Raw genomic sequence first — 24,749 nt, 5'->3', positions numbered from 1 at the left:
GCGTTGATGACACAAACCGCGCAAGAGACCCATTTCGGCACCCGCACGGTGCCGCTGGGCGAAAAGCAGGGGCTTGTCGATGACGTCTTTCACAAGGTCGCTGCGCGCTACGATTTGATGAACGATCTGATGAGCGGCGGCATTCACCGGCTCTGGAAGGATCGGATGGTCGCCCGCCTCGCCCCGCCCCGCCAGGGTGCGCGCCAATACCGCGTCCTCGACATGGCCGGCGGCACGGGCGATATCGCCATGCGCATCCTCGATGCCAGCCATGGCTTTGCCCATGTGACGGTCTCCGACATCAATGCCGATATGCTCGCCGTCGGCGCCCAGCGCGCCGAAACCTGGCGCTATCGCGCCAATGTCGATTTCGTGCAGGCCAATGCCGAGGAACTGCCCTTCGAGGACAAGAGCTTCGATGCCTATACCATCGCCTTCGGCATCCGCAACGTGCCGCGCATCGAAAAGGCGTTGTCCGAAGCGCACCGGGTTCTCAAGCGCGGCGGCCGGATTCTCGTGCTCGAATTTTCCAGGGTCGACGTGCCGGTCCTCGACAAGGTCTATGACCTTTTTTCCGATCATGTGATCCCGCCCATGGGAAAGATGGTCACCGGCGACGCCGAGCCCTATCAATATCTCGTGGATTCCATCCGTAATTTTCCCGCTCCGGATATTTTCTCTTCCATGCTGGAAACGGCGGGGTTCAAGCGCGTGACCCACACCCCGCTTTCGGGCAATATCGCGGCTCTGCACGGGGGCTGGAAGCTCTGATCATGGGTTTGGGGACCTATTTGAGGCTCGCCCGGGCCGGCTTCGTTCTGGCCCGAGAGGGAGCGTTTTCCCTCGCCGAGGGCCAGCCCATCCCGCCTTCGGCCAAAATGATGGTGGGGCTGGCACGCCTCATCGAAAAGCGCGACGTGCGCCGCACGGGCCGCGTCACGCGCCTCGCCAATGCCCTCACCCGGCTCGGCCCCGTCTATGTCAAGCTCGGCCAGGTTCTGGCCACCCGCCGCGATATCGTCGGCTTCGAGGTCGCCGACGATCTGTCGGCCCTCCAGGATGCATTGCCCCCTTTCGACGAAAAGCTGGTTCCCGGCCTTCTGGCCGATGCGCTGGGCGATAATGCCGAAGCGCTCAAGGAGATTTCCCCCTCCCTTGCCGCCGCCTCCATCGCCCAGGTGCACAAGGCGCGCCTTGCAACCCCGGCCGGCGAGCGAACGGTTGCCGTCAAGCTCTTGCGCCCCGGCATCCGCGAGCGCTTCGCGCGCGACCTCGACGGGCTTTACGCTCTGGCCGGCGTCGCCGAGCGCTTCATGCCTTCGACAAGGCGCTTCAACGGGCGTCAGGTCGTCGATGCCCTGGCCCGCTCGGCGGCGCTGGAAATGGATCTGCGCATGGAAGCGGCCGCCATTTCCGAGCTTGCAGAAAACCTGACGGACGACGGCGATTTCGCCGTGCCGGAAGTCTTCTGGGAACAGACCGGCCGCTCGGTCCTCACCACGAGCTGGGTCGAAGCCATCCCCGTGCGCGACCTCGATCGGATCGACGCCGCCGGCCTCGACAGGAGAAAGCTCGCCGCCTCCCTGATCCAGAGCTTTTTGCGTCAGGCCATCCGCGACGGCTTTTTTCACGCCGACATGCATCCGGGCAATCTCTTTGCCGACTCTAGGACCGGCGGCATCATCGCCGTCGATTTCGGCATCATGGGGCGGATCGGCAAAAAGGAGCAGCGGTTCCTGGCCGAAATCCTCCACGGCTTCATCACCCGCGATTACCGGCGCGTGGCCGAACTGCACATCGATATCGGCTATGTCCCCGATTCCCACACTATAGACGATTTCGCCCAGGCCATCCGCGCCATCGGAGAGCCGTTGGTGGGACGCAACGCCGAGGAGATTTCCATGGCCCGCGTCCTGGCTCAGCTGATCGAGGTGACCGAGCTTTTCGATATGAGCGCCCGGCCCGAGCTGGTGCTGCTGCAAAAGAACATGGTGCTGGTCGAAGGCACGGCGCGCCTGCTCGATCCCGGTTTCAACATGTGGACAGCCGCCGAGCCTGTAGTGTCCACTTGGGTGCGGCGGGCCCTGGGCCCGCAGGGCCGGCTCGATATCGCCCGCGAAGCGCTCGACGAGGCCGTCGATCTGGCCCGCCGCCTCCCCGATATCGGCCGCCGCGCCGAACGGGTCCTTGCCCGGCTCGAAGCCGACCAGCAGCGCCGGGAAAAAAAGGACCCGTTGATCGAGACGCTGAAATGGGGGACGCTTGCGGCGGTGGCCCTCGCCATCATTGCGCTGGTCGTCCACCTTGGAGCGCTGTTGTGACCCTTGCCGGCAAGCATATCCTCGTGATCGTTTCGGGCGGCATCGCCGCCTACAAGGCCATCACGCTCATCCGCCTGATTCAGAAGGTCGGCGGCACCGTGCAGGCCATCCTCACCGAAGGCGCCAAGCAGTTCGTCTCGCCCCTGACGATTTCGACCCTTACCGGCCGTCCGGCCCTGTCCGAGCTTTTCGATCTCACCCGCGAAACCGAGATCGGCCATATCGAACTCTCCCGCTCCGCCGATCTGATCGTCGTCGCCCCCGCCACGGCCCATATCCTCGCCCGCATGGCAAACGGACTGGCCGACGATCTGGCCACCACCTGCCTTCTGGCCACCATCACCCCGGTTCTTGCCGCCCCGGCCATGAATGTGCGCATGTGGGAAGCGGCGGCAACCCGGCGCAACATCGAGACCTTGCGCCATGACGGGGTTGCTTTCGTCGGCCCCGACGAGGGCGACATGGCCTGCGGCGAATTCGGGGCGGGCCGCATGGCCGAGCCCGAGGACATCCTCGATGCGATAAACGCCCATTTCGCGCGCGCGGGCGGCCCGCTTCCCCTCGAGGGCAAGACGGTCATCGTCACCTCCGGCCCCACGCGCGAGCCCATCGATCCGGTGCGCTACATCTCCAACGCCTCGTCCGGCCGCCAGGGCACGGCCATCGCCGAAGCACTCGCGGCGCGCGGCGCCATCGTCAAATTCATCACCGGCCCGGCCGAATTCGCCCGGCCCAAGGGCTGCGAGATCATTCCCGTCGAAACCGCGCTGGAAATGGAAGCCGCCGTCACCGCCGCGCTCCCCGCCGATGCGGCGATCTTTACCGCCGCCGTCGCCGATTGGCGCGTCGTGGAACCGTCCGGCCTCAAGCTCAAGAAGGATGCGGCGGGCACGCCGCCCGATATCGATTTCGTCGCCAATCCCGATATCCTTTCGTCGGTCTCCCATCTCCCCGCCGGCCAGCGGCCCGCGCTGGTCGTGGGCTTTGCCGCCGAAACGGGAAATCTGGTCACCCATGCCCGCAACAAACTGGCCCGCAAGGGCTGCAACTGGCTTCTCGCCAATGACGTGAGCCCGGGCACGGGCGTTTTCGGGGGCACCGACACACGCATCCTCTTTCTCGATGGCGCGGAAAGCGAGGATTGGGGCGCGCTGGCCAAGACGGCGGTCGCCGAAAGGCTTGCCGACCGGATCGTCTCCCATTTCGCTCCGGCTTCCTGATCCCCACGGCTTGCAAAACCGATCAGTTTGCGGCCAGAGTGCGCCACCAATCGAGGGATAAAGCGACATGAACATTTCGACCCTGACCCGCGCGGCCGGCGCCGGCGGCCTCACCCTGATGCTGGCGGCCTGCATGGATGTTTCCATGTCGGTGGACGTTACCAGCCAGACCGAGGCCGAAGCCACCATGGTCACCACCATGGAACGCGACATGTATGAGCTGATGATGGCCCAGGCCACCGAGCAGGACGAGGAGTTCTGCGCCGAGGGAGAGCTTGTCGAAACCGCCGACGCCGTCGAATGCACCATCGTCCAGTCGGGCCCCTTTGCCGAACTCAGCGCCCTGGGCGAAGAGGGCGAGGAGCCGGTGATCGAGGCGATCGGCAATGGCCAGGTCCGCGTGGCCTTCCCGACCGCCGATCTCACCGAATCGCTGTCCGAAGAGATCGATCCGGCCCAGGACGCCCAGATGCGGGCCATGATGGCCTCGATCTTCGAGGGCCACACCCTCAATCTTTTGGTGTTCGGCGGCACGATCGTCGACACCAATATGGAAACCGCCGCCGATGGCCAGTCCGCCACCTATGAGCTGTCCTTCACCGAACTCTTCTCGTCAGATCTCGACCTCCCGGCCGAGATCTACGCTGTGGTCCAGAAATAGCGTTGCGATGACTATCCAACTCAAATGGCTCCCGCATGGGCGGGGGCTGGCCCTTCCCGCGCGTCAGAGCGCGGGGGCCGCGGGGGCCGATCTTGCCGCCGCTCTCGCCGAAGGCGAGGTGCTGACCCTTGCCTCCGGCGAGTCGGCAATGGTCCCCTGCGGTTTCGCGCTGGCCATTCCAGAGGGGTTCGAGGCGCAGGTCAGGCCCCGCTCTGGCCTTGCCGCCAAATTCGGCGTTACAGTGCTCAACGCGCCCGGAACGGTCGACGCCGATTATCGCGGCGAGGTCAAAGCCATCCTGATCAACCATGGCAAGGCCCCGTTCGAGATCCGACGCGGCGACAGGATCGCCCAGATGGTGATCGCCGCCGTTCCCGATCTGGCGCTCGAAGAGGTTGAAGAACTCGAGGAGACCGATCGTGGCACTGGTGGATTTGGTTCGACGGGCATCGGCTAGCCTTCTTATGCTGGGCGCTTGCGTTGCGCCGGCCCTCGCCGGCGACAGCGCCCAGTTCGACGCGATCGGATATTCCCAGGACGGGCGCTATTTCGCCTTCGAGCAGTTCGGTATCCAGGACGGCTCGGGTTTCCCCTATTCGGAAATTTTCCTGATCGATCTTGATACCGATGATTTCGTCGGCGGTTCGCCGTTCCGCGCCCGCATCGATACCGAAATGGCCGAACTGGTCGACGCGCGATCCGAAGCGGTCGAGCTGGCCGGCGCCGCGCTGGCCGAACACGACATCACTCGCCCGGCCCTGCCCATCGCCTTGCGCGGCGACGGGGCGCTCAAGGATGAAGGGCTTTCGATGTCCTACGGCATCCCCAGCTACGGCCTGGCCCAGACCGAAGGCGAATACAGGCTCGCCATCGATATCTTCAAGGCGCCCTCGACCCAGGATTGCGACCTCTTCGAAGGCGACCCCATGGGGTTTGCCCTCAGGCGCGAAACCGATGGGACCACCCAGGAGCTTCACCGCGACACCCGCGTCCCCGCCTCGCGCAATTGCGTGGTGACCTACAAATTCTACGGTGTCTTCAATCCCTTCAACGCCTTCGATAACGCTGCGACCGTCGCCGTGCTCTCTGTCTGGTCGCACGGCTTCGAAGGTCCCGACCGGCGCTTTATCGCCCTCCCGGTGGGGACGCGCTGAGAGTGGCGCTAACCTCCGCCCAATCGGCCCGTTACGCCCGGCATATCGTTTTGAAGGACATGGGCGGCGTCGGTCAGCAAAAGCTCGCCGCCGCGCATGTGGCGGTCGTCGGCGCCGGCGGACTGGGCGCGCCGGTCATCGCCTATCTGGCGGGAGCGGGCATCGGGACGCTCACCATTATCGACCCCGATACGGTTTCCCTGTCCAATCTCGCCCGGCAGGTGATCTATACCGACGCCGATCTGGACCATTCCAAAGCCGTGGCCGCCGCCCGTTTCGGCGCCGCGCTCAATCCCGAAATCACCGTCGATCCGGTGGTTGCCCGCCTCGACGCGGACAACGCCGAATCCTTTCTCTCAAACGCCGATCTGGTGATCGAGGGTACCGATTTCTTTGCCACCAAGCGCCTCGTTGCCGCCGTCTGCGGAAAGCGGGAAATCCCGCTGGTTACCGGCGCGCTCGGCCCCTTCGACGGCTCGGTCACGACTCTCGCCCCCTTCCTAGATCGCGAGGACGGCACGCCATGGCCGGCGTTCGACGCGCTCTATCCCGTCGACCCCACCCCCGAGGACAGCCCGCCCTGCGAGCTTGTCGGCGTCCTCAACGTGCTCCCGGGGATCATCGGCACCATGATGGCCAACGAAGCCATCAAATGGCTCGCCGGCTTCGGCGAGCCCCTGCTGGGAAAACTGCTGCTCTACTCCGCCCGCACCGGCGAAAGCCGCATTATGCGGTATCGGTAGAACACCTCGTCTCCACACCAATCACACTGTCATTCCGGGACTTGTTCCCGGAATCCAGCAGCGGCCTATCGCCAAGCACCGGGTTCGCCGAAGCGCCCCCGGAATGACAGGTGGAGATTCAGGATACGCTTGAGCTACCCTCAAACATCCGGATGTTGGAACACCAGCGTGGCGTTGGTGCCGCCGAACCCAAAACTGTTTGACAGCACGACACCCAGATCAACATCGTCGCGCCGCTGGCGCAGGATCGGCATGTCCTCGAATTCGGGATCGAGATTTTCGATATTGGCGCTCTCGCAGATGAAGCGGTTGCGCATCATCAGGATCGAGTAGATCGATTCCTGCACGCCCGTCGCGCCGAGCGAATGGCCGGTCAGCGATTTGGTGGCCGAAATGGGCGGGCACTTGCCCTCATTGCCGAAAACTTCGCGCAACGCCTCGATTTCCTTGCGGTCCCCTACCGGGGTCGATGTGGCGTGCGGGTTGATGTAATCGACAGGCGCGTTGACGGTTTCGAGCGCCATCCGCATGCAGCGCACGGCGCCTTCGCCCGAAGGGGCCACCATGTCGTAGCCGTCCGAGGTCGCGCCATAGCCCACGACTTCCGCAAGTATCGTCGCGCCGCGCGCCTTGGCGTGCTCGAGCTCTTCGAGCACCAGCACCCCCGCGCCCCCGGCGATCACGAACCCGTCGCGGTCCCGGTCATAGGCCCGCGAGGCCTTTTCCGGCGTATCGTTGAAGTCCGAGCTCATCGCGCCCATGGCGTCGAAAAGGTTCGACATCGACCAGTCGAGATCCTCGTGCCCGCCGGCAAAGACGATATCCTGCTTGCCCATCTGGATCTGCTCATACGCATTGCCGATGCAATGCTTCGAGGTCGCGCAGGCCGAGGAGATCGAATAGTTGAGCCCGTGGATTTCAAAAGCTGTGGCCAGCGTCGCCGACGCCGTCGAACTCATCGCCTTGGGCACGGCGAGCGGCCCGATGCGCTTGGGGCTCTTTTTTTCGCGCGTGATATCGGCCGCTTCCACCACGGCGCGGGTCGAGGGACCGCCCGAACCCATGATGATGCCGGTGCGCGGATTGCCGCGATAGTCGGCGTCCTCAAGCCCGGCCTGTTCGATCGCCTGCTGCATGGCGATATAGTTCCAGGCCGCGCCCTTGCCCATGAAGCGAGTGGTGCGCCGGTCGAGCACTTCGAACGGGTCGAGCGTGGGCTCGCCATGCACCTGGCAGCGAAAGCCCAGGTCCACATAATCCTGAGCCCGGACGATGCCGGGGCGTGCGGCCCTGAGACTGTCGAGCACTTCGTCGAGATTGTTCCCGATCGAAGAGACGATCCCCATGCCGGTGACGACAACGCGCTTCATTTATGCCTCTTGCTTGGTCTGTTCAGCGATCATTGCAACCAATTAAGTTACAGTACGCCCATGTCCGTAAAAAGGCCGACCCGCAAATCCTTGGCCTCGTAAATTGTCCTGCCGTCGGCCTTCACATAGCCGTCGGCGATCCCCAGCGTCAGTTTCGAGCGCATGACGCGCTTGATATCGATTCCGTATTCGACCTGTTTGACGTCATTGGTCACCTGTCCGGTGAACTTGATCTCGCCCCCCAGCGCCCGCCCGCGCCCGGGCGATCCGCCCCAGCCCAGAAAGAAGCCGGTCATCTGCCAGAGCGCGTCGAGCCCCAGGCATCCGGGCATCACCGGATCGCCATGGAAGTGGCACGCAAAGAACCACAGGTCCGGGTCGACGTCGAGCTCGGCCCGCACCTGTCCCTTGGAAAACGCTCCGCCGTCGTCGTCGATGCGGGTGATGCGGTCGAACATGAGCATCGGCGGGAGCGGCAATTGCGCGTTCCCCGGTCCGAATAGCTCACCGCGCCCACAGGCCAGCAACTGGTCATAATCGTAAAAATGGGCGCGTTCTGCCATGGACTCCCCGCAAACTTGAGAGAAATCTGTGTAGAGGGCAACCGATGGGGGGGTCAATAGACCTTTTGCCCACGTTTGCGGCATTGGGCAGTTGTGATTGCATTGAGTGTCATAGAGCGCGCACTAAGCCATCTGTGCCTTTTTCTGGCGCCGCCTGATCACCGAGGAGGCGATTCCCATCCCCTCGCGATATTTCGCGACGGTGCGCCGCGCCACGTCGATCCCCTGTTCGCGCTTGAGGATATCGGCGATGGTGTCATCCGAAAGAATGGCTCCGGGCGCCTCCGCTTCGATCAATTGCCGGATCCGGTGCCGCACGGCCTCGGCCGAATGGTCCTCGCCGCCCGAGGCCGAATTCAGCGCGGTGGTGAAGAAATACTTCATCTCGAACAGCCCGCGCGGGGTGGCGATATATTTGTTGGCGGTGACGCGGGATACCGTCGATTCGTGCATCTCGATTTCGCTCGCCACCGTCTTGAGCGTCATCGGCCGCAAATGGGCGACGCCATGATTGAGAAACCCGTCCTGCTGCTTGACGATCTCGGTCGCCACCTTGAGTATGGTCTGCGCCCGCTGGTCCAGGCTCTTGGTCAGCCAGTTCGCCGTCGAAAGGCAATCGACGAGAAAACGCTTTTCCTCGGCGTCCCGGGTCTTGCCGGTCACCGTGGCATAATAGGTGCGGTTGACCAGCACGCGCGGCAGGACGTCGGCATTGAGCTCGATCTGCCAGCCCCCGTCATTGCCGCGCCGCACATAGACATCGGGCACCACCGCCTGCACGGGCGCGGTGTCGAAGGCCCGGCCCGGTCGCGGATCCAGCGCCCGCAGCTCGGCGATCATGTCGGCGATATCCTCGCGGTCCGCCCCGATCGCCTTGCCCAGCGCCGCAAGATCATGGCTGGCGAGCAGGTCGAGATTGGCGAGCAGGCCCGCCATCATCGGATCGAGCCGATTCCTGTCCCCGAGCTGGAGGGAAAGGCACTCGGCCAGCGACCGCGCGAAAACCCCGATCGGCTCGCACCCCTGCACTTTCCCCAGCACGTCTTCCACAAGGTCCGGCGAAGCCCCGAGCTGGGCGGCGATCTGGTCGATCTCGGTCGCCAGATACCCACGCTCGTCGAGATTGTCGATAAGGCTGCGCGCGATCAGCCGCTCGGCGGGGTCCTTGAGGATCAGATTGACCTGTTCGCCCAGATGTTCGGCCAGCGAAACCTGCGCCGATACATATTGGTCGAGGTCCGGCGCCTCGCTCGCGCTAAGGCCCTTTCCCTCCGGCCAGGAACTGGCCTGGGACAATGAATCCTGCCCCGATTGCTCGGGAAAGACGTTGGAGACGTCGGTATCGAGACTGTCGGCAATGGTCCGGGCGCTGCCCAGATGGTCGGAATGATCGACGACATCGCGATAGGGGTCGATTTCCTCGGGCCGCTCGCGTTCCAGAGGGGTGTCGCCATCGGCGCCGTCCTCGCGCTCGAGCAGCGGATTGCGCATCAGCTCGGCGTCGACGAAGGCCGAGAGTTCAAGGTGGCTGAGCTGCAAGAGCCGGATCGACGCCATCAATTGCGGCGTCAGCGTCAGGGTCTGGCTTTGCCTTATATCCAGCCGCGGCGTCAGCGCCATCGCTCTGCGGGCTCCCAAATCAATCCGCCCGGACCCTAGCGGCATTCGCCGAGGCGAACAAGCGCCCATACAATTTCCGTGCCAGTTGGGTCGAGGCGACGCCTTGCCCACCCCCACCTGTCACCCCGGGATTTATTCCCCGGAGTCCAGTCAGCGCAAGCTAAGGGTTTCCCCTTAAAGCGAAAACGTCTCGCCCAGATAGACCCGCCGCGCGTCGGGATCGGCCATGATGGTTTCCGGCCGCCCCTGGATCATCACCTTGCCCCCATGGATCAGATACGCCCGATCGACCAGCGAAAACGTCTCGCGCACCTGGTGGTCGGTGATCAGCACCCCGATGCCGCGCTGGGTCAATTGCCGCACCAGCGCCTGAATGTCGGCCACAGCGATGGGGTCGACGCCGGCGAAGGGTTCGTCGAGCAGCATGAATTTGGGTTCCGCCGCCAGCGCCCGGGCAATCTCCACCCGCCGCCGCTCGCCGCCCGAAAGCGCCAGCGCGTCGGCATCGCGCAGATGGGAGACGGAAAATTCCTCGAGCAGCTCGTCGAGCCGCGCATTGCGCTCCCTGCGGTCCTTGATGTGCCCTTCGAGCACCGCCAGCACATTGTCCTTGACCGAAAGCCCGCGAAAGATCGAGGCCTCCTGGGGCAGATAGCCGATCCCCAGCCGCCCGCGCTGATAGAGCGGCAATTGGGTGATCGGCAGCCCGTCGAGGAGTACTTCCCCCGCATCGGGCCGCACCAGCCCCATGATCATTGTAAAGACCGTGGTCTTGCCCGCCCCATTGGGGCCGAGCAGTCCAACCGCCTCGCCGCGCCGCACGGCGAGCGAAACGTCGCGCACCACGGCGCGCTTCTTGAAGCTCTTGGCAAGACCGTGGGCGACGAGCCAGCCGGTCTGATCGATCGCCGACATCAGCCCTCCGGGGTGAAGGTCGAGGTTACCCGTCCGCCCTCGCCTTCGCCCGAGGACGAGAACGAGGAGGTGCCCGCCCGCGTGTCGATCACCAGTCGGTCGGCATTTACCGTTCCGCTTTCGTTGACGACGACCACCGAGCCGGTGAAGGTGAGGATGCGTTGCGCGAAATCGTAAAACGCCTGATCGGCATCGACGGTCTGGTCGTCGAAATTCATCACCACGCCGCCGGTGGCCGTGAAGTTTTCGAGGTCCGAGGGCCCGCCCTCCCCATAAACGGCCAGAAGCTCGGGGGCGGCCAGCTCCATCGTCCCCTGGACGATCACCACATTGCCCGAAAATAGTGCAGTGCTTTCGTTCTCGTTGATCTGCAGATCGTCGGCGGTGACGTTCACCTCTTCCCCCGCCTCGTCGGCCAGCCCGCCGAACCCGGCCGGGTCGGTCTGGGTGGTCTGGGCGAATGCCGGGGCGGCCAGAAGGGCCAGAAGCGTCAGAAAAAGGCCAGGGCGAACCATGTTCAACTCTCCGGAGCAAAGGGGTCGCGGCTCTCCCCGGCGTCGGCCTGGGGAACCATGTCGAGATCGACGCCCGAAAACCGCCAGCGCGCCGCCTCCATTTGATAAACCATAGTGTCGGCGTCCAGTTGCGCCCCGGATTCGAAGGTGAAGCGCACCGGCCCCTCGCTGGTGATCATTTGGGCGGGCCAATCGACATCCACCCCGGCCAGCGTACCGCGCGCGCCTGTCGAATCGGTGACGAAGACGTCTTCGTTGGAACGCAGATATTCGGTACTCATCGTCCACTCGGCCGATGAAAACAGAACCTGGGCCGAATAATCGCCCTCGTCGGCGATGTCGACAACAAGCTCGTAAAGATCGATGGTGTCGAGATTGCCCACCGGCGTCTCGGCCCGCGCCGCTTCCATCGTATAGTTCGAGCCTGTCGCCGTGCGCCCCTCGAAGCGCGGGCCGTCGACCACCAGCGTGTCGTTTTCGAGCCGCAGGCCCTCGATGGGAATGATGTCGTTCATCATCGAGACGGCAAGCTGGGCCACGGGCACCGACAGAACGAGAACGCCCAGGACAGGCACGGCCCAGCGCAGCACGGCGATCCGCCGGTTGTGCCGGGCGAACCGGTTGTAGGTCTCGAGGCGTATGGCGGCCGTGGGCGCGTTCATCGGGCGCTCGTCAGCTGTGGGCGAAGATGTCGGTCTCGGCCCAGCCGGCCAGATCGAGCCGCGCGCGCATGGGCAAAAATTCAAAGCACGCCCGCGCCATCTCGTTGCGCCCCTCCCGGCTCAGCATTCGGTCCAGATGGCGGCGCAGATCGTGAAGGTAGAGCACGTCGGAGGCTGCATAATCGAGCTGGGCCTGGGTCAGCGTCTCGGCGCCCCAGTCCGAGCTTTGCTGCTGCTTGCTCATGTCGACGTTCAAAAGCTCGCGCGCCAGATCCTTGAGCCCGTGCCGGTCGGTATAGGTCCGCACAAGTTTAGAAGCGATCTTGGTGCAATAGACCGGGCTGGGCATCACCCCGAAGGCGGCATTGAGCGCGGCGATGTCGAAACGGGCGAAATGGAACAGCTTGGTGACCGATTGGTCGCCCAGGAGCGCGGTGAGATTGGGTGCCTCGGTCTGGCCGGGCAGAATCTGGACGATATCGGCGGTGCCGTCGCCGGGTGAAAGCTGGACGACGCACAACCGGTCGCGCGCCGGGTTGAGGCCCATCGTCTCGGTATCGATGGCGACCTGACGCCCCGTATAGCGGGAAAGGTCGGGCAGATCGCCCTTGTGCAGTCTGACGCTCATGGCGGCTTTAAAACTCCGGGGAGGATTTCGCGAGCATCCTAGATGCCACACCCCGGAGCGTTTTGCCTAGAGCTTGGGGCAAGATTGCGGTCGGCCTATTGATCCGCGTCCGCCGCCTCGGCGATCGGCCCGATGAACGCGTCCCAGCCCCAGCGCAGCGAGAGCGGCGAAATCGCTCCCCCTACCGCCATGGTCACCGCTTCGTCATCGATAACCGCCACCCGGCCCTCCTGGACCTGCGGTGCGCTCGCGATATAGGGCAGGGCGAAAAATTCCTCTGCGTCCTCCGGCGAGTCGAGAAACGCCACGAGGATGTCGGCATCGAGATCGGCGAAATTCTCATGGCTGACGAAATAGGTATAGCCATTGGCATCGGCCGCCTCGCGCGCCACCGAAACAAGGCCGGCATCGGTGAGCAGCAGCGAGCGCGGATCGGCGCTGGTGCGCACCGAGACCGTTCCGTCGTCGCGGTTGACGAAATTGAGCACCGTCTTGCCGGCGATCTGCGGATGATTTTCGGCGGTCGAGGCGATCATCGCTTCGGTTTCGGCAATCAGGGCCTCGGCCTCGGTCTGCAGACCCAGCGCCTGCCCGATCACCGCGACCGTCTCCTGCCAAGTGCCGCGCCAGGCTTCGGATTTGAACGGGATCACGTCGGCAAACTGGCTGAGCGCTGTATATTCCGCCTCGGTCATCCCCGAATAGGGCGCAAGGATCACGTCGGGATCGAGCGCCAGCATGGCTTCGAGCGAAACCTCCCCCGCCGCCTCGCCCAGAATGGGCGGCAGTTCGGCGCCAAGCTCTTCGAGCGCTTCACGGGTCCAGGGCGAAACCCCTTCGGCGTCCCCGCCATAGCTGACCTTGGGCAGGCCCACCGGCACCACGTCCAGGTCGAGCACAACATCATGGGCCACCCATCCCCAGGTCAGCACCCGCTGCGGCTGGGCTTCGATGGTGGTCTGCCCATAGGCGTGGTCGATGGTGAGCGGAAAGTCCTGGGCCAGGGCCGTGGCCCCGGAGGTGACAACCAGACAGGTGGCCAAAAGGCCGGAGCGCAGATCGATCATGACAAACCCGAAAATCCTTGAAACGGCATCGCGCTTTTAATGAACATGATCTTGCCTGTCACCTTTAAACTGACAGGAGAAAGCCGGCGAAAACCCATGGGAAATCGCGGCCGAACATGACTGTTGGGAAGAAAATCGACATCGATCCGAAAGGATTGGTGCCCAGAAGAAGACTCGAACTTCCACTCCCTTTCGGGAACTAGCACCTGAAGCTAGCGCGTCTACCAATTCCGCCATCTGGGCAACGGGCCGACGCTTTAGAGCGCGCCGGAGTCTTTGTCAATGCACTCCCTTTGCAGTTCCGTCACAAAGCGCCGCCTATCCCCCTGATCAGAAATCGGCGCCGTTGAAATGATGGATCGCGCCACGCTCGTATTGCGGGTTTTCAAGGCAGTGGACGTTGATGACATGGAGCCCATTGCCCTCCCTGTCGCGGCCCGATGCAAAGGGCTGAATGCCACATTGGGTGCAGAACTGGTGCGCGATGACATGCGAATTGAATTTATAAGTCTTGAGCGCCTCGTTCCCGCTCACAAGGGTGAAATCGCTGTCGGGCACCGAATGCATCACCGCGTTGAGCCGCCGGCACCGCGAGCAATTGCACTGGAAAGGGGCTTCGAGCCGCGTCCGGGCCGTAAAACGCACGGCCCCGCACTGGCAGCTTCCCTCATAGACGGGGGTATCCCCTTCCACATACGCCATCATCAGCCTCCTTCCTAATTCCAGAACAAACAAAGAACATATGGCGATGCGAGTCAAGCAGATATTTCGCGTTCTCCGCCGTCCGCCGCAAAGCGATTGAAAGCCTGCGCGCGGGCGGCTAGAACCAAGCCAGTCTTTTGCACCGGGGCATTGATGATGGTCGAACAGTCACGAAAACTCGTCACGATCTTTGGCGGCTCGGGGTTCATCGGCACCCAGGTCACCCAGGCTTTGGCGCGGCGCGGCTACGCGGTTCGGGTGGCGGTGCGCCGGCCCGACCTTGCCGGCCATGTGCGTATGTTCGGCTTTCCCGGCCAGATCCAGCCCATCCAGGCCAATCTGCGCTATCCCGATTCGGTGGCCGCCGCCGTGCGCGGCGCCGATATCGTCATCAATCTGGTCGGCATCCTGTTTGAAAAAGGCGCCCAACGCTTTGCCGCCGTCCAGACCAAGGGGGCGAAAACTGTCGCCGAACTTTCCCGCGCCGCGGGCGTCCAAACGCTGATCCATATGTCCGCACTCGGTGCGGCGCTGGATTCGCCCTCTGCCTATCAGCGCGCCAAGGCGCGGGGCGAGGCCGAAGTCTTCAAGGCCTTTCCCCAGGCCATCGTCATCCGCCCCTCGCTGGTCTTCGGCCAGGACGACGGGTTCTTCAATCTTTTCGGCTTTCTCGCCCGTAGCTTTCCGGTGATGCCCCTGATCGGCCGCGACACGTCCCTCCAGCCGGTCTATGTGGGCGACGTGGCCGAGGCCATCGCCCGCGCCGTCGATGGGGCGGTCAAAACCGGCAAGGTCTATGAGCTGGGCGGGCCTGAGATCATCACCATGGAAGAGGTGATCGAGCGCGTGCTCGAAGAAACCCGCCGCCGGCGCCTGGTCGTGCCCCTCCCCACGGCAATCGCCAAGCCGCTGGCCGGGCTGATGTCGCTGCTGCCCAAGCCGCTTCTGACCCCCGATCAGGTCGTTCAGCTCGGCATCGACAATCTGGTGTCCGATGAAGCGCAGCGCCAGAAGCGCACGCTCGAGGCCTTCGGTATCGCCCCCACAACCCTCGATGCGGTGCTGCCCAGCTATATGTGGCGCTTCCGCCGCAATGGCGAGTTCGACCGTCACGTCAGCCCGCTGGCTGGGCGCTAAGGCCAATCGCCTCGCTGGCTGTGGATATGGGCATGGCGGCTGCCTAAAACTGAGGCTGTCATTCCGGGATTTATTCCCGGAATCCAGTGCCGCGCCAGCCAAGGCCACCTCAATGCCGACTCAGCCTAACGTTAACCGGTCGTTGACCCAACAGGGCAAATTGCAGGTAACGTGGCGGCAAAAGGCACAAAAAGACCTTGATTGATGGCCATTTTGCGCCGTCAGTTATAGGTTATTGTTGCCGGGCTGAAGCGTTCCGGTGCCCAAGCTCCAATTCACGATCGGTCCATGCCCCAGCTTCTTCACCACAAGCTCGATCCCGCCTCCCGGCTCATCCGCCTGATGTTTGCCGAATATGGCGTCGAGGTCGATCTTGTCGACGTCGCGCCCTGGCGGCGCGATCCCGATTTCCTCGAGATCAATCCCGCCGCCTCGGTGCCCGTCATGCTCGACGAGCCGTTTCCCCCCGTGGTCGGGGTTCTGGCCGGCATCGCCCATATCGAGGCCAATTTCGGCCCCGAACAGCATATCGAGGCCCTGCTTCCCGAAAACGGCACCGAAAAGGTTGAGGTCTGGCGCCTGCTCGAATGGGTGCTGCTCAAACTCGGCCCCGAGGTCACCGCCTATCTTTTGGAAGAAAAGCTCATCAAGCGCGATCTGCGCTCGGGCGCGCCCGAGCCTTCGGTGATCCGGATCGCCAAGGCCAATCTCACCGAGCATCTTGCCTATTTCTCCTGGGTGCTGGCCACCCGCCGCTGGCTGGCCGGCGATACGCTGACCCTTGCCGATTTCGCCCTCGCGTCCCATATTTCGGTTCTCGACTATATGGGCGATATCGCCTGGGAAAAGGCCGGCGAAATCAAGGACTGGTATGCTCGCATCAAGTCCCGCCCCGCCTTCCGGCCGCTTCTGGCCGACAGGATCGTGGGCATGCCGGCCTCGTCAACTTACGCGGATCTCGATTTTTGAGCGCTGTGCGCCAACCGATCATTGCCGAACTGCGCGCCCGCGCCCATGAGCTGGGCTTTTCCGGCCTCGGGGTCGCGCACCCCGATTCGCGCCCCGACCTGTCCCAAAAGCTGCGCACCGCGCTCGACAATGGCTGGCACGCGGGTATGGACTGGATGGAGGAAACCGGCGAGCGGCGCAAATCCCCCGCGTCACTGTGGGCCGATGTGAAATCGGTCATCATGGTCGGCGTCAATTACGCCCCCGCCGAAAACCCGCTCTCGCGCCTTGCCGATCCGGCCCTCGCCAATGTTTCGGCCTACGCCCAGGGGCGCGATTATCACGACGTGGTCAAGGGGCGATTGAAAGAACTCGCCGGTCTCCTCGCCCGCCGCACCGGCGCCGAGGTCAAAGTCTTCGTCGATACAGCCCCGGTCATGGAAAAGCCCCTCGCCGAGGCCGCAGGCCTGGGCTGGCAAGGCAAGCATTCGGTGCTGGTCTCGCGCGAGGCGGGTTCCTGGCTGTTCCTGGGGGCGATTTTCACCTCCGCCGAACTGCCCGCCGATCCGCCCCATCCCGAAAGCTGCGGCTCGTGCACGCGCTGCCTCGATATTTGCCCCACCGACGCCTTCCCCGCCCCTTTCCGGCTCGATGCGCGCAAATGCCTCGCCTATTATTCGGTCGAGCACAAAGGCCAGATTCCCCTCGCCTTCCGCGCCCCCATGGGCAACCGGGTCTTTGGCTGCGACGATTGCCTCGCTGTCTGCCCGTGGAACAAATTCGCTCGCCAGACCCATGACGACAAGCTCGCCGCCCGCGAGGCGATCCGCACAGCGAGGCTTTCAGACATGCTGGCCTTCGACGACGCTGCTTTCCGCGCCTTTTTCGCCCAGACCCCGGTCAAGCGCCTGGGGTCGGCGCGGTTCCTGCGCAATTGCCTCGTCGCCGCCGGCAATTCGGGCGACACCGCCCATCTGCCGGCCATAGACCGGCTTCTGTCGCACCCCAGCCCGCTGGTGCGCGGCATGGCCGTCTGGGCGCTGCGCCGGCTCGACGCCGAACGCGCCGATCGCCTGCGCGCCCCCCATCTCGCCAACGAAGCCGACCCGGAGGTCAAGGCCGAATGGATCAACTGAACCTTTTCGTCTTCGGCGCCGGCTATTCGGCGCGCGCCGCCATCGATGCCCTGCGTCGCGAGGGCGGGGTCGAGATCTCGGCCACCACCAGAACCCTGCAAAAGGCGCAGGACCTGACCGGCTCGGGCATCGTTCCCCATCTTTTCGAGGGCACCGAGCCCTCCGAAACGGTTTCCGCCGCGCTGGCCCACGCAACCCATCTGCTCATCTCCATTGCCCCTAGCCCCGATGGCGACCCGGTGCTGCTCCATCACGGCGCCGATATCGCCGCCGCCCCCCGCCTGCGCTGGATCGGCTATTATTCGACCATCGGGGTCTATGGCGATGCCGATGGCGCCTGGATCGACGAGGGGGCCGCCACCGAACCGCTGTCGGCCCGCAACCGCTACCGGCTCGACGCCGAGGCCGGGTGGCGCGATCTCGCCGACGGGCGCAACATCCCCCTCGCCATCCTGCGCCTCGCCGGCATCTACGGCCCGGGCCGGTCGCCTTTCGACAAGCTCCGCAACGGCACCGCCCGCCGCATCAACAAACCCGGCCAGGTCTTCAACCGCATCCACGTCGCCGATATCGGGGCGATCACAGCTGCCGCTGCCCGCGCCGAACTCCCGGGTATTTTCAACCTCGCCGACGACGAGCCCGCCCCGCCCCAGGACGTCATCGCCCAGGCCGCCGAACTGATCGGCATGGCCCCGCCCCCCGAAATCGCCTTCGAGGACGCCGACCTCTCCCCCATGGCCAAAACCTTCTACGCCGGCAACCGCCGCGTCTCGAACGCCAAGATCAAATCGGCTTTGGACTATAGCTTCCTCTATCCCACCTACCGCGAAGGCCACGCCGCCATCCTGGCCGAGAAAAACAGCTAGCCACGGTTTTTCCCGCAGGCGCTGCGCACCCCTCACCCCGGCCCTCTCCCTCAAGGGGAGAGGGGGGCTCCCCTTGAGGGAGAAAGTGGCCGCGAAGCGGTCGGATGAGGGGCGCCGAGCCGGCCGCGTGCACCCTCCTGGCAATTCATCCCAATGCCCCCCAGCACGCCTTCCCGATTGACGAACCGCCCCGCACGCCCTATCTCGCTGCAATGGTCAAAAAGGCATCAACATCGGCACCCTCCCAGCGCATGCTCCGCGTTGGCGAACGCGTGCGTCACGAGATTTCCGCGCTGCTCGCGCGCGGCGAGATCATCGATCCGCTGCTCGAAACCGTCACCATCACGGTCCCCGAAGTGCGTATGACGCCCGATCTCAAGCTCGCCAATGTCTATGTCATGCCGCTCGGCGGCGAAAACGCCGAACATGTGGTTTCCGCGCTCAACGCCCACGCCAAATTCATCCGTGGCCGCATAACCCCGGCGCTCGATCTCAAATACGCGCCCCAATTCAGGTTCTTCATCGACCAGACCTTCGACGAATACGGCCGGATCGACGCGCTGCTGCGCTCCGATCGCGTGCAGCGCGATCTCGGCCCCCGCGACGACGACGAAGAAGACGATTCTTAAACACCGAGGACTGCCGTCTTGAGCGAAGCTCCCAAAAAGCGCGCCAAGCGCGATCTTTCCGGCTGGCTTGTGTTTTCCAAGCCCTACGACATGAGCTCCACCGAGGCGGTGGGCAAGCTGCGCTGGCTCTATGCGGCCAAAAAGGCCGGCCATGCCGGCACCCTCGATCCCCTGGCCACCGGCATCCTGCCCATCGCCTTCGGGGAAGCCACAAAAACGGTTCCCGCCGTCCAGGACGGCACCAAGGTCTATCATTTCGATATCGCCTGGGGTTCAGCCACCACCACAGACGACATCGAGGGCGAGGTGATCGCCACCTCTGATCTGCGTCCCACCGGCGAGGAGCTCGAAGCGCTACTGCCGCGCTTTACCGGGCTCATCACCCAGATCCCGCCGGCCTTTTCGGCCATCAAGATCGGCGGCGAGCGCGCCTATGATCTGGCCCGCGCCGGCGAAAAACCCGTGATGCCGCCGCGCGAGGTGGAAATCGACGCGCTCGACATCCTCTCGCACGGCCCCGAGCGCTCGCGGCTCTCGGTCACCTGCTCGAAAGGCACCTATGTGCGCGCGCTGGCCCGCGACATCGCCGAGGCGCTGGGCACCAAAGGCCATGTCGGCGCACTGCACCGCGCCCAGGTCGGCAGCTTCACCGATGCCGACGCGGTCATGCTCGACACCATCGAGGCGGCCGACGAGGCCGGGCGCGACGTCCTGCTGCTGCCCGTCGCCGCAGGGCTCTCCGATCTGCCCGAAGTGCGCCTCGATGCCCGTCAGGCGGCCACCATCCGGCTGGGCAACCCGGTTCTCCTCACCGGCCGCGACGCCCCCGTCACGCTCGACGAGGCCTGGGCGAGCCTCAAGGGCGAGGCGGTGGCCCTGGGCTATGTCGAGGGCGGTCAGTTCAAGCCGCGCCGGGTGATCCTGGGCTGACCGGCCCGGCGCTGCCAGGGTTGTGACAACCTAGCCCTTTACCCTTCCGGGCCGATTGGCTAAAGGTTTGAGTGTCCACGAGGATCGTGCGCTCGACCATGTCTCAATCCGCCCTGGAAAACGACGGTGAACAGGCCGAGCCCGCGGCAAGGGCGGCGTCTTTCCGCGCCCCGCGCTCGGTTCCCATCATTTTCTATCTCGCCTTCCTCGTCGCCGTCGTCGTGCTACCCGCCATAGCGTTCACGACGGTGCTTCTGGCCCGCCACAACGTCGCACAGGAAGAAACCGTCGAAACCTTCACCGTCGCCACCACCCGTTCGGTCCTCCAGGCGGTCGAGCGCGAAATCTCGGGCATGATCACCACCCAGCGGGTGCTGATGAGCATCGAGGCGCTTGGCGATGGCGATCTGGCCCAGTTCCACGATCATGCGCGCACCGCCCTTTCGGGCACCGGGTCCTATTTCATCCTTGCCGATGAAAATTTCGACCAATTGCTCAACACCCGCGTCCCGTACGGCACCGAGCTGGGCCGCGTTTCCGAACTCGAATCCGTCCGCCGGGCGCTCCAGACCCCCGACGCGGTGGTCTCCAACGTCTTTTTCGGCCGGACCTCGCAGGCCTATGTGTTCAATGTCGTCCGCCAGCGGCCCGGCATCACCCCGCCCCAGCTCGCCATCCTCACCCAGGACGCCGCTTCCCTTGCCAACGCGCTGCTGACGCGCGAGCTGCCGCTGGGCTGGCACGTGGCCCTGGTGGATTCCAACAATACAGTCCTCGCCGCCCCCCAGCAGGAGGAGACGCAGGTGGGCGACACTTTTTTCATTCCCCTGCGCGAGAGTCCCGGCACGACGATGCGCTGGCGCGACCAGATCATCGCGGGCGAGGAATATCGCACGATCACCCAGCATTCGATCCTGACGGGTTGGTACGTTGTGGCCTGGGCCCCGACTTCGGTCGTCACCGCCCCCCTGCGCACCACGCTCCTGTGGCTGCTGCTCGGCGCCGTGGTCATCGTGGGGCTGGCGGCGGCCATGGCCTGGATCATCGCCCGCCAGATCGCCACTTCGGTGCGCGGGCTGGCGCGGCAGGCCCGCGCCATGGGGGCGGGCGAGGAGGTGGTGCCCATCGCCTATCCGGTGCACGAGCTGGCCGTGGTGTCGGGCGCGCTGGCCGATGCGGGCGCCCGGCGCCGCCAGGCCGAAACCGAGGCGCGCTTCCTCATGCGCGAGGTGGCGCATCGCTCCAAGAACCAGTTGACCGTCATTTCGGCCATGGCCAAGCAGACGGCGCGCGGCGCCGACAACGTGGAAAAATTCGTCGAAAATTTCCAGAACCGGCTCTACGGCCTGGCGCGCTCCACCGATCTGCTGCTGGCCCATGGCACCCAGGGCATCGGCCTGCGCGATCTGTTCGGCACCCAGATCGACCCCTTCTGCCCCGAGGACCCCTCGCGGGTGACCAAGACCGGCATCAACGTCTATCTCAACGTCCAGGCGGCCCAGGTGCTGGGCATGGCGGCGCATGAGCTGGCCACCAACGCCGCCAAATACGGCGCGTTCTCGCGCGAGGGCGGCCAGCTCACCATCAACTGGAACCGGGCCGGCGGGGGCCGGCTGCATCTGGTCTGGCGCGAAACCGTCCCCGATTTCGAACCCCCCTCCGATCGCAAGGGGTTCGGCTCGGTCGTCCTCGAAACCATGGTGGCCGGCGCGCTCAAGGCCGATGTGGAACGGATCGTCCATCCCGACGGCATCGAATGGGTGTTCTCGATCCCCCTCGACCAGATCGACCCCGACCGCGATTCCCCCCTCGCCGACGAACTCGACCCCGACGATTGAGCCCAACAAAAACCTTCTCTTTTGCCCCCCAATACCCTATATGACCGCCATCGGAGCGCTTCCGCTCCGCTCGAAAACGGCCATTCCTGGACGGCATCCCGGTTCTGGCGTCATTCAAACTCCTTGTTTTTGAAAGGATTTCACGATGTCGATCACTGCTGAGCGCAAAGCTGAACTCATTGCGGAATACGCGACCAAATCCGGCGATACCGGTTCTCCGGAAGTCCAGGTCGCCATCCTCACCGAGCGCATCAACAATCTGACCGATCACTTCAAGTCCCACGGCAAGGACAATCACTCCCGCCGTGGCCTTCTGAAGATGGTCGCTACCCGCCGTTCGCTTCTCGACTATGTCAAGCGCGGCGACGAAGCGCGGTACCAGAGCCTGATCGAACGGCTCGGCATCCGCCGCTAGGTTGAACTTGGTGCGGGGCCGGCAAGCGATGCCGGCCCCGCATCGTATGGCACAAGGCAATGGGGTCTTTTGCCAGAACTGCCGGAAGCGCCCTTACACAAGGGGGGCATGGCAGGATCGCCGGAGGCTTTGGTGGTCTCGGAGCGCTCTCAGAAGTGAAGCGGATCAGAGATCGATCCAGTGAATCGATCTCCCGCCGAACGGGTACCGGTTTTCCGGTTCGAGAGCGCGACCACTAAAATTAGCAAAGCCTCTCGCCGTCTTGTCCATGTTCCGGAAAACTTGAAGGGCCGCCTTCTGGCGCCAATTGCGGGAAAATCCCTCTGGCTGCGCCTGCCGCGCCCGGGCCTTCCCGCAACAAGAAGGAACGTCTTATGACAATCAATTTCGACCACCATAAAGTCGAACTCGACTGGGGCGGACAGCCCCTGACGCTGGAAACCGGCAAGGTCGCCCGCCAGGCCGACGGCGCCGTCGTCGCCACGCTGGGCGAAACCGTGGTACTGGCCACCGTCGTTTCCGCCAAGGAGCCCAAGGCCGGCATCGATTTCTTCCCGCTGACCGTCAACTACCAGGAAAAGTATTTTGCCGCCGGCAAGATCCCCGGTGGCTATTTCAAGCGTGAAGGCCGTCCCACCGAAGCCGAAACCCTCACCTCGCGCCTGATCGACCGTCCGATCCGCCCGCTGTTTCCGGCCGGCTACAAGAACGAGACCCAGGTCATCATCACCACCCTCCAGCACGACATGGAAAACCAGCCCGACGTGCTCGCCATGGTCGCCGCTTCCGCCGCGCTGACCATTTCGGGCGTGCCCTTCATGGGCCCGATCGGCGCGGCCCGCGTCGGTTACGTCGACGGTGAATACGTGCTCAACCTGCCCATCGACCGGCGCGACGATTCCAAGCTCGATCTGGTCATGGCCGGCACCGCCGACGCGGTGCTGATGGTGGAATCCGAAGCCCAGGAACTTTCCGAGGAAGTGATGCTGGGCGCCGTGATGTTCGGTCACGAACAGAGCCAGAAGGTCATCGACGCGATCATCAAGCTCGCCGAGCTGGCCGCCAAGGAACCGCGCGATTTCGAACCCGAGGACCAGTCGGCCCTCGAAACCGAAATGCTCTCGGTCATCGAGACCGAACTGCGCGACGCCTATAAGAACACCGACAAGCAGACCCGCTACGCCGCTGTCGATGCCGCCAAGGCCAAGGTCAAGGCGCATTTCATCCCCGAAGAGGGCGAAGCCCGCTTCACCCCCGAGCAGGTCGGCTCGGTCTTCAAATCGCTTCAGGCCAAGGTGGTTCGCTGGAACATCCTCGACACCAAGACCCGCATCGACGGCCGCGACCTCGAAACGGTTCGTCCCATCGTCTCCGAAGTCGGCGTCCTGCCGCGCACCCACGGTTCGGCGCTGTTTACGCGCGGCGAAACTCAGGCGCTGGTCGTCGCCACGCTCGGCACCGCCGATGACGAGCAGTTCATCGATTCGCTCGAAGGCACCACCAAGCAGAACTTCCTGCTGCACTACAACTTCCCGCCCTATTCGGTCGGTGAAGCTGGCCGCATGGGTTCGCCCGGACGCCGCGAAATCGGCCACGGCAAGCTCGCCTGGCGCGCCATCAACCCCGTGCGCCCCACCGCCGAGGAATTCCCCTATACCCTGCGCGTGGTTTCCGAGATCACCGAATCCAACGGTTCGTCCTCCATGGCCACCGTTTGCGGCACCTCGCTGGCGCTGATGGATGCGGGCGTCCCCATGAAGAAGGCCGTCGCCGGCATCGCCATGGGCCTGATCCTGGAGGGCGAAAAGTTCGCCGTGCTCTCCGACATCCTGGGTGACGAAGATCACCTTGGCGACATGGACTTCAAGGTGGCCGGCACGCGCGATGGCGTCACCAGCCTGCAGATGGACATCAAGATCGCCGGCATCACCGAGGAGATCATGAAGATCGCCCTCGGCCAGGCCAAGGACGGGCGCAACCACATCCTGGGCGAAATGGCCAAGGCCATCGACACGGCCCGTGCGGAAGTGGGCGAGTTCGCCCCGCGCATCGAAACCATCAAGATCCCGACCGACAAGATCCGCGAAGTGATCGGCACCGGCGGCAAGGTGATCCGCGAGATCGTCGAAAAGACCGGCGCCAAGATCAACATCGAAGACGACGGCACGGTCAAGGTTTCGTCCTCGGACGGCAAGCAGATCGATGCGGCCATCAAGTGGATCAAGTCGATCACCGACGAGCCCGAAGTGGGCGAGATCTACCAGGGCACCGTGGTCAAGACCGCCGATTTCGGCGCGTTCGTGAACTTCTTCGGCTCCCGCGATGGCCTCGTGCACATCTCCCAGCTCGCCGACCAGCGCGTGGGCAAGACCACCGACGTCGTCAAGGAAGGCGACAAGGTCTGGGTCAAGCTCCTGGGCTTCGACGAGCGCGGCAAGGTTCGCCTGTCGATGAAGGTCGTCGATCAGGAGACCGGCAAGGAACGCGTCAACGAAGAAGAAGACGCCGAGTAACCGGTTCTCTCATCGCCAATTTTTCCAGCCCGGCGCCCCGAAAGGAGCGCCGGGTTTTTCTTGGTCCTCGCGCTAGCGTGCGATCAGGAAAAGTTGCAGACTTTTCCGGTTCGATCGCTCGCCAAATAAAAAGTTGGAGTGCGATGCCGGTTCAAAGAAGCGGAATCACACTCCAGAATTATTTTCGTGCTTTTTG

The 24,749-nt window shown here is 64.1% G+C and carries 25 protein-coding genes and 1 tRNA gene; 16 read left to right on the top strand and 10 right to left on the bottom strand.

Annotated elements, in window-relative coordinates; genetic code table 11:
* The first annotated feature begins 6 nt into the window (after positions 1-6).
* From ubiE to V4T21_RS03405, 7 genes are all read left to right on the top strand, one after another.
* Entirely contained in the window at positions 7-771 is a 765-nt protein-coding gene (ubiE, locus tag V4T21_RS03435; RefSeq protein ID WP_332713105.1) for a bifunctional demethylmenaquinone methyltransferase/2-methoxy-6-polyprenyl-1,4-benzoquinol methylase UbiE, read from the top strand.
* A gap of 2 nt (positions 772-773) precedes the next feature.
* Positions 774-2,321: a 2-polyprenylphenol 6-hydroxylase gene (gene ubiB / locus V4T21_RS03430; protein WP_332713102.1), complete on the top strand. Its 1,548-nt coding sequence runs from the start codon at positions 774-776 to the stop codon at positions 2,319-2,321.
* The gene (coaBC, locus tag V4T21_RS03425) at positions 2,318-3,541 is read left to right on the top strand and encodes a bifunctional phosphopantothenoylcysteine decarboxylase/phosphopantothenate--cysteine ligase CoaBC (protein WP_332713099.1); all 1,224 of its coding nucleotides are present in this window, start codon (positions 2,318-2,320) and stop codon (positions 3,539-3,541) included. The genes ubiB and coaBC overlap by 4 nt, the downstream gene beginning before the upstream one ends.
* Positions 3,542-3,608: 67 nt before the next feature.
* The gene (locus tag V4T21_RS03420) at positions 3,609-4,202 is read left to right on the top strand and encodes a hypothetical protein (protein ID WP_332713096.1); all 594 of its coding nucleotides are present in this window, start codon (positions 3,609-3,611) and stop codon (positions 4,200-4,202) included.
* Between the two features lie 7 nt (positions 4,203-4,209).
* Complete coding sequence (gene dut / locus V4T21_RS03415; protein WP_332713094.1) at positions 4,210-4,659, top strand: dUTP diphosphatase; 450 nt, start codon at positions 4,210-4,212, stop codon at positions 4,657-4,659.
* On the top strand, positions 4,622-5,356 hold the full coding sequence (locus V4T21_RS03410) for a DUF2259 domain-containing protein (protein WP_332713091.1): 735 nt from the start codon (positions 4,622-4,624) through the stop codon (positions 5,354-5,356). The genes dut and V4T21_RS03410 overlap by 38 nt, the downstream gene beginning before the upstream one ends.
* Positions 5,357-5,358: 2 nt before the next feature.
* Entirely contained in the window at positions 5,359-6,099 is a 741-nt protein-coding gene (locus V4T21_RS03405) for a HesA/MoeB/ThiF family protein (protein ID WP_332713088.1), read from the top strand.
* 140 nt (positions 6,100-6,239) lie between these two features.
* Here V4T21_RS03405 and fabB read toward each other — a convergent pair whose 3' ends face one another.
* From fabB to V4T21_RS03355, 10 genes are all read right to left on the bottom strand, one after another.
* On the bottom strand, positions 6,240-7,469 hold the full coding sequence (gene fabB / locus V4T21_RS03400; RefSeq protein WP_332713085.1) for a beta-ketoacyl-ACP synthase I: 1,230 nt from the start codon (positions 7,467-7,469) through the stop codon (positions 6,240-6,242).
* A 47-nt stretch (positions 7,470-7,516) separates the two neighbouring features.
* Positions 7,517-8,032: a 3-hydroxyacyl-[acyl-carrier-protein] dehydratase FabA gene (gene fabA, locus V4T21_RS03395; RefSeq protein ID WP_332713083.1), complete on the bottom strand. Its 516-nt coding sequence runs from the start codon at positions 8,030-8,032 to the stop codon at positions 7,517-7,519.
* A gap of 123 nt (positions 8,033-8,155) precedes the next feature.
* Complete coding sequence (gene rpoN, locus V4T21_RS03390) at positions 8,156-9,652, bottom strand: RNA polymerase factor sigma-54 (RefSeq protein WP_332713079.1); 1,497 nt, start codon at positions 9,650-9,652, stop codon at positions 8,156-8,158.
* A 174-nt stretch (positions 9,653-9,826) separates the two neighbouring features.
* Positions 9,827-10,567 (bottom strand): LPS export ABC transporter ATP-binding protein, encoded by a 741-nt coding sequence (lptB, locus tag V4T21_RS03385; RefSeq protein WP_332713076.1) that lies wholly within the window; start codon positions 10,565-10,567, stop codon positions 9,827-9,829.
* Positions 10,567-11,082 carry an LptA/OstA family protein gene (locus V4T21_RS03380; RefSeq protein ID WP_332713073.1) on the bottom strand — a complete coding sequence of 172 codons (516 nt, stop codon included), beginning with the start codon at positions 11,080-11,082 and terminating at the stop codon, positions 10,567-10,569. Before V4T21_RS03380 ends, lptB begins: the two co-directional genes overlap by 1 nt.
* Positions 11,083-11,084: 2 nt before the next feature.
* Positions 11,085-11,744: a hypothetical protein gene (locus V4T21_RS03375; RefSeq protein ID WP_332713070.1), complete on the bottom strand. Its 660-nt coding sequence runs from the start codon at positions 11,742-11,744 to the stop codon at positions 11,085-11,087.
* A gap of 10 nt (positions 11,745-11,754) precedes the next feature.
* Positions 11,755-12,372 (bottom strand): ribonuclease D, encoded by a 618-nt coding sequence (locus tag V4T21_RS03370; RefSeq protein ID WP_332713067.1) that lies wholly within the window; start codon positions 12,370-12,372, stop codon positions 11,755-11,757.
* 95 nt (positions 12,373-12,467) lie between these two features.
* Positions 12,468-13,439: an ABC transporter substrate-binding protein gene (locus V4T21_RS03365; RefSeq protein ID WP_332713064.1), complete on the bottom strand. Its 972-nt coding sequence runs from the start codon at positions 13,437-13,439 to the stop codon at positions 12,468-12,470.
* A gap of 156 nt (positions 13,440-13,595) precedes the next feature.
* Positions 13,596-13,682 (bottom strand) — tRNA-Leu (locus tag V4T21_RS03360).
* 87 nt (positions 13,683-13,769) lie between these two features.
* Positions 13,770-14,144 carry a GFA family protein gene (locus V4T21_RS03355; protein WP_332713061.1) on the bottom strand — a complete coding sequence of 125 codons (375 nt, stop codon included), beginning with the start codon at positions 14,142-14,144 and terminating at the stop codon, positions 13,770-13,772.
* Positions 14,145-14,297: 153 nt separating this feature from the next.
* Between V4T21_RS03355 and V4T21_RS03350 the strand changes: the two genes are divergently transcribed.
* The 9 genes from V4T21_RS03350 to pnp all read left to right on the top strand — a co-directional run bounded on the left by V4T21_RS03350 (position 14,298) and on the right by pnp (position 24,553).
* Positions 14,298-15,278, top strand: coding sequence for a complex I NDUFA9 subunit family protein (locus V4T21_RS03350; RefSeq protein ID WP_440589629.1), 981 nt, complete (start codon positions 14,298-14,300; stop codon positions 15,276-15,278).
* A 288-nt stretch (positions 15,279-15,566) separates the two neighbouring features.
* Positions 15,567-16,247 (top strand): glutathione S-transferase family protein, encoded by a 681-nt coding sequence (locus V4T21_RS03345; protein ID WP_332713056.1) that lies wholly within the window; start codon positions 15,567-15,569, stop codon positions 16,245-16,247.
* A complete protein-coding gene (gene queG / locus V4T21_RS03340) occupies positions 16,244-17,362 on the top strand; it encodes a tRNA epoxyqueuosine(34) reductase QueG (protein WP_440589617.1) in 1,119 nt (372 codons plus the stop codon). The genes V4T21_RS03345 and queG overlap by 4 nt, the downstream gene beginning before the upstream one ends.
* On the top strand, positions 17,350-18,228 hold the full coding sequence (locus tag V4T21_RS03335; RefSeq protein ID WP_332713053.1) for an SDR family oxidoreductase: 879 nt from the start codon (positions 17,350-17,352) through the stop codon (positions 18,226-18,228). Before queG ends, V4T21_RS03335 begins: the two co-directional genes overlap by 13 nt.
* 212 nt (positions 18,229-18,440) lie before the next feature.
* A complete protein-coding gene (gene rbfA / locus V4T21_RS03330; protein WP_332713995.1) occupies positions 18,441-18,857 on the top strand; it encodes a 30S ribosome-binding factor RbfA in 417 nt (138 codons plus the stop codon).
* An 18-nt stretch (positions 18,858-18,875) separates the two neighbouring features.
* The gene (truB, locus tag V4T21_RS03325; RefSeq protein WP_332713050.1) at positions 18,876-19,787 is read left to right on the top strand and encodes a tRNA pseudouridine(55) synthase TruB; all 912 of its coding nucleotides are present in this window, start codon (positions 18,876-18,878) and stop codon (positions 19,785-19,787) included.
* A 98-nt stretch (positions 19,788-19,885) separates the two neighbouring features.
* The gene (locus tag V4T21_RS03320) at positions 19,886-21,625 is read left to right on the top strand and encodes a sensor histidine kinase (RefSeq protein WP_332713048.1); all 1,740 of its coding nucleotides are present in this window, start codon (positions 19,886-19,888) and stop codon (positions 21,623-21,625) included.
* Between the two features lie 145 nt (positions 21,626-21,770).
* Complete coding sequence (gene rpsO, locus V4T21_RS03315) at positions 21,771-22,040, top strand: 30S ribosomal protein S15 (RefSeq protein WP_332713045.1); 270 nt, start codon at positions 21,771-21,773, stop codon at positions 22,038-22,040.
* A gap of 374 nt (positions 22,041-22,414) precedes the next feature.
* The gene (pnp, locus tag V4T21_RS03310) at positions 22,415-24,553 is read left to right on the top strand and encodes a polyribonucleotide nucleotidyltransferase (protein WP_332713042.1); all 2,139 of its coding nucleotides are present in this window, start codon (positions 22,415-22,417) and stop codon (positions 24,551-24,553) included.
* Positions 24,554-24,749: the final 196 nt, after the last annotated feature.

The organism is Pelagibacterium mangrovi (genome assembly GCF_036662815.1).
Taxonomy (GTDB): Bacteria; Pseudomonadota; Alphaproteobacteria; order Rhizobiales; family Devosiaceae; genus Pelagibacterium; species Pelagibacterium mangrovi.
The sequence above is the reverse complement of the archived record's forward strand: the minus strand, read 5'-3'. Positions and strand labels throughout refer to the sequence as shown.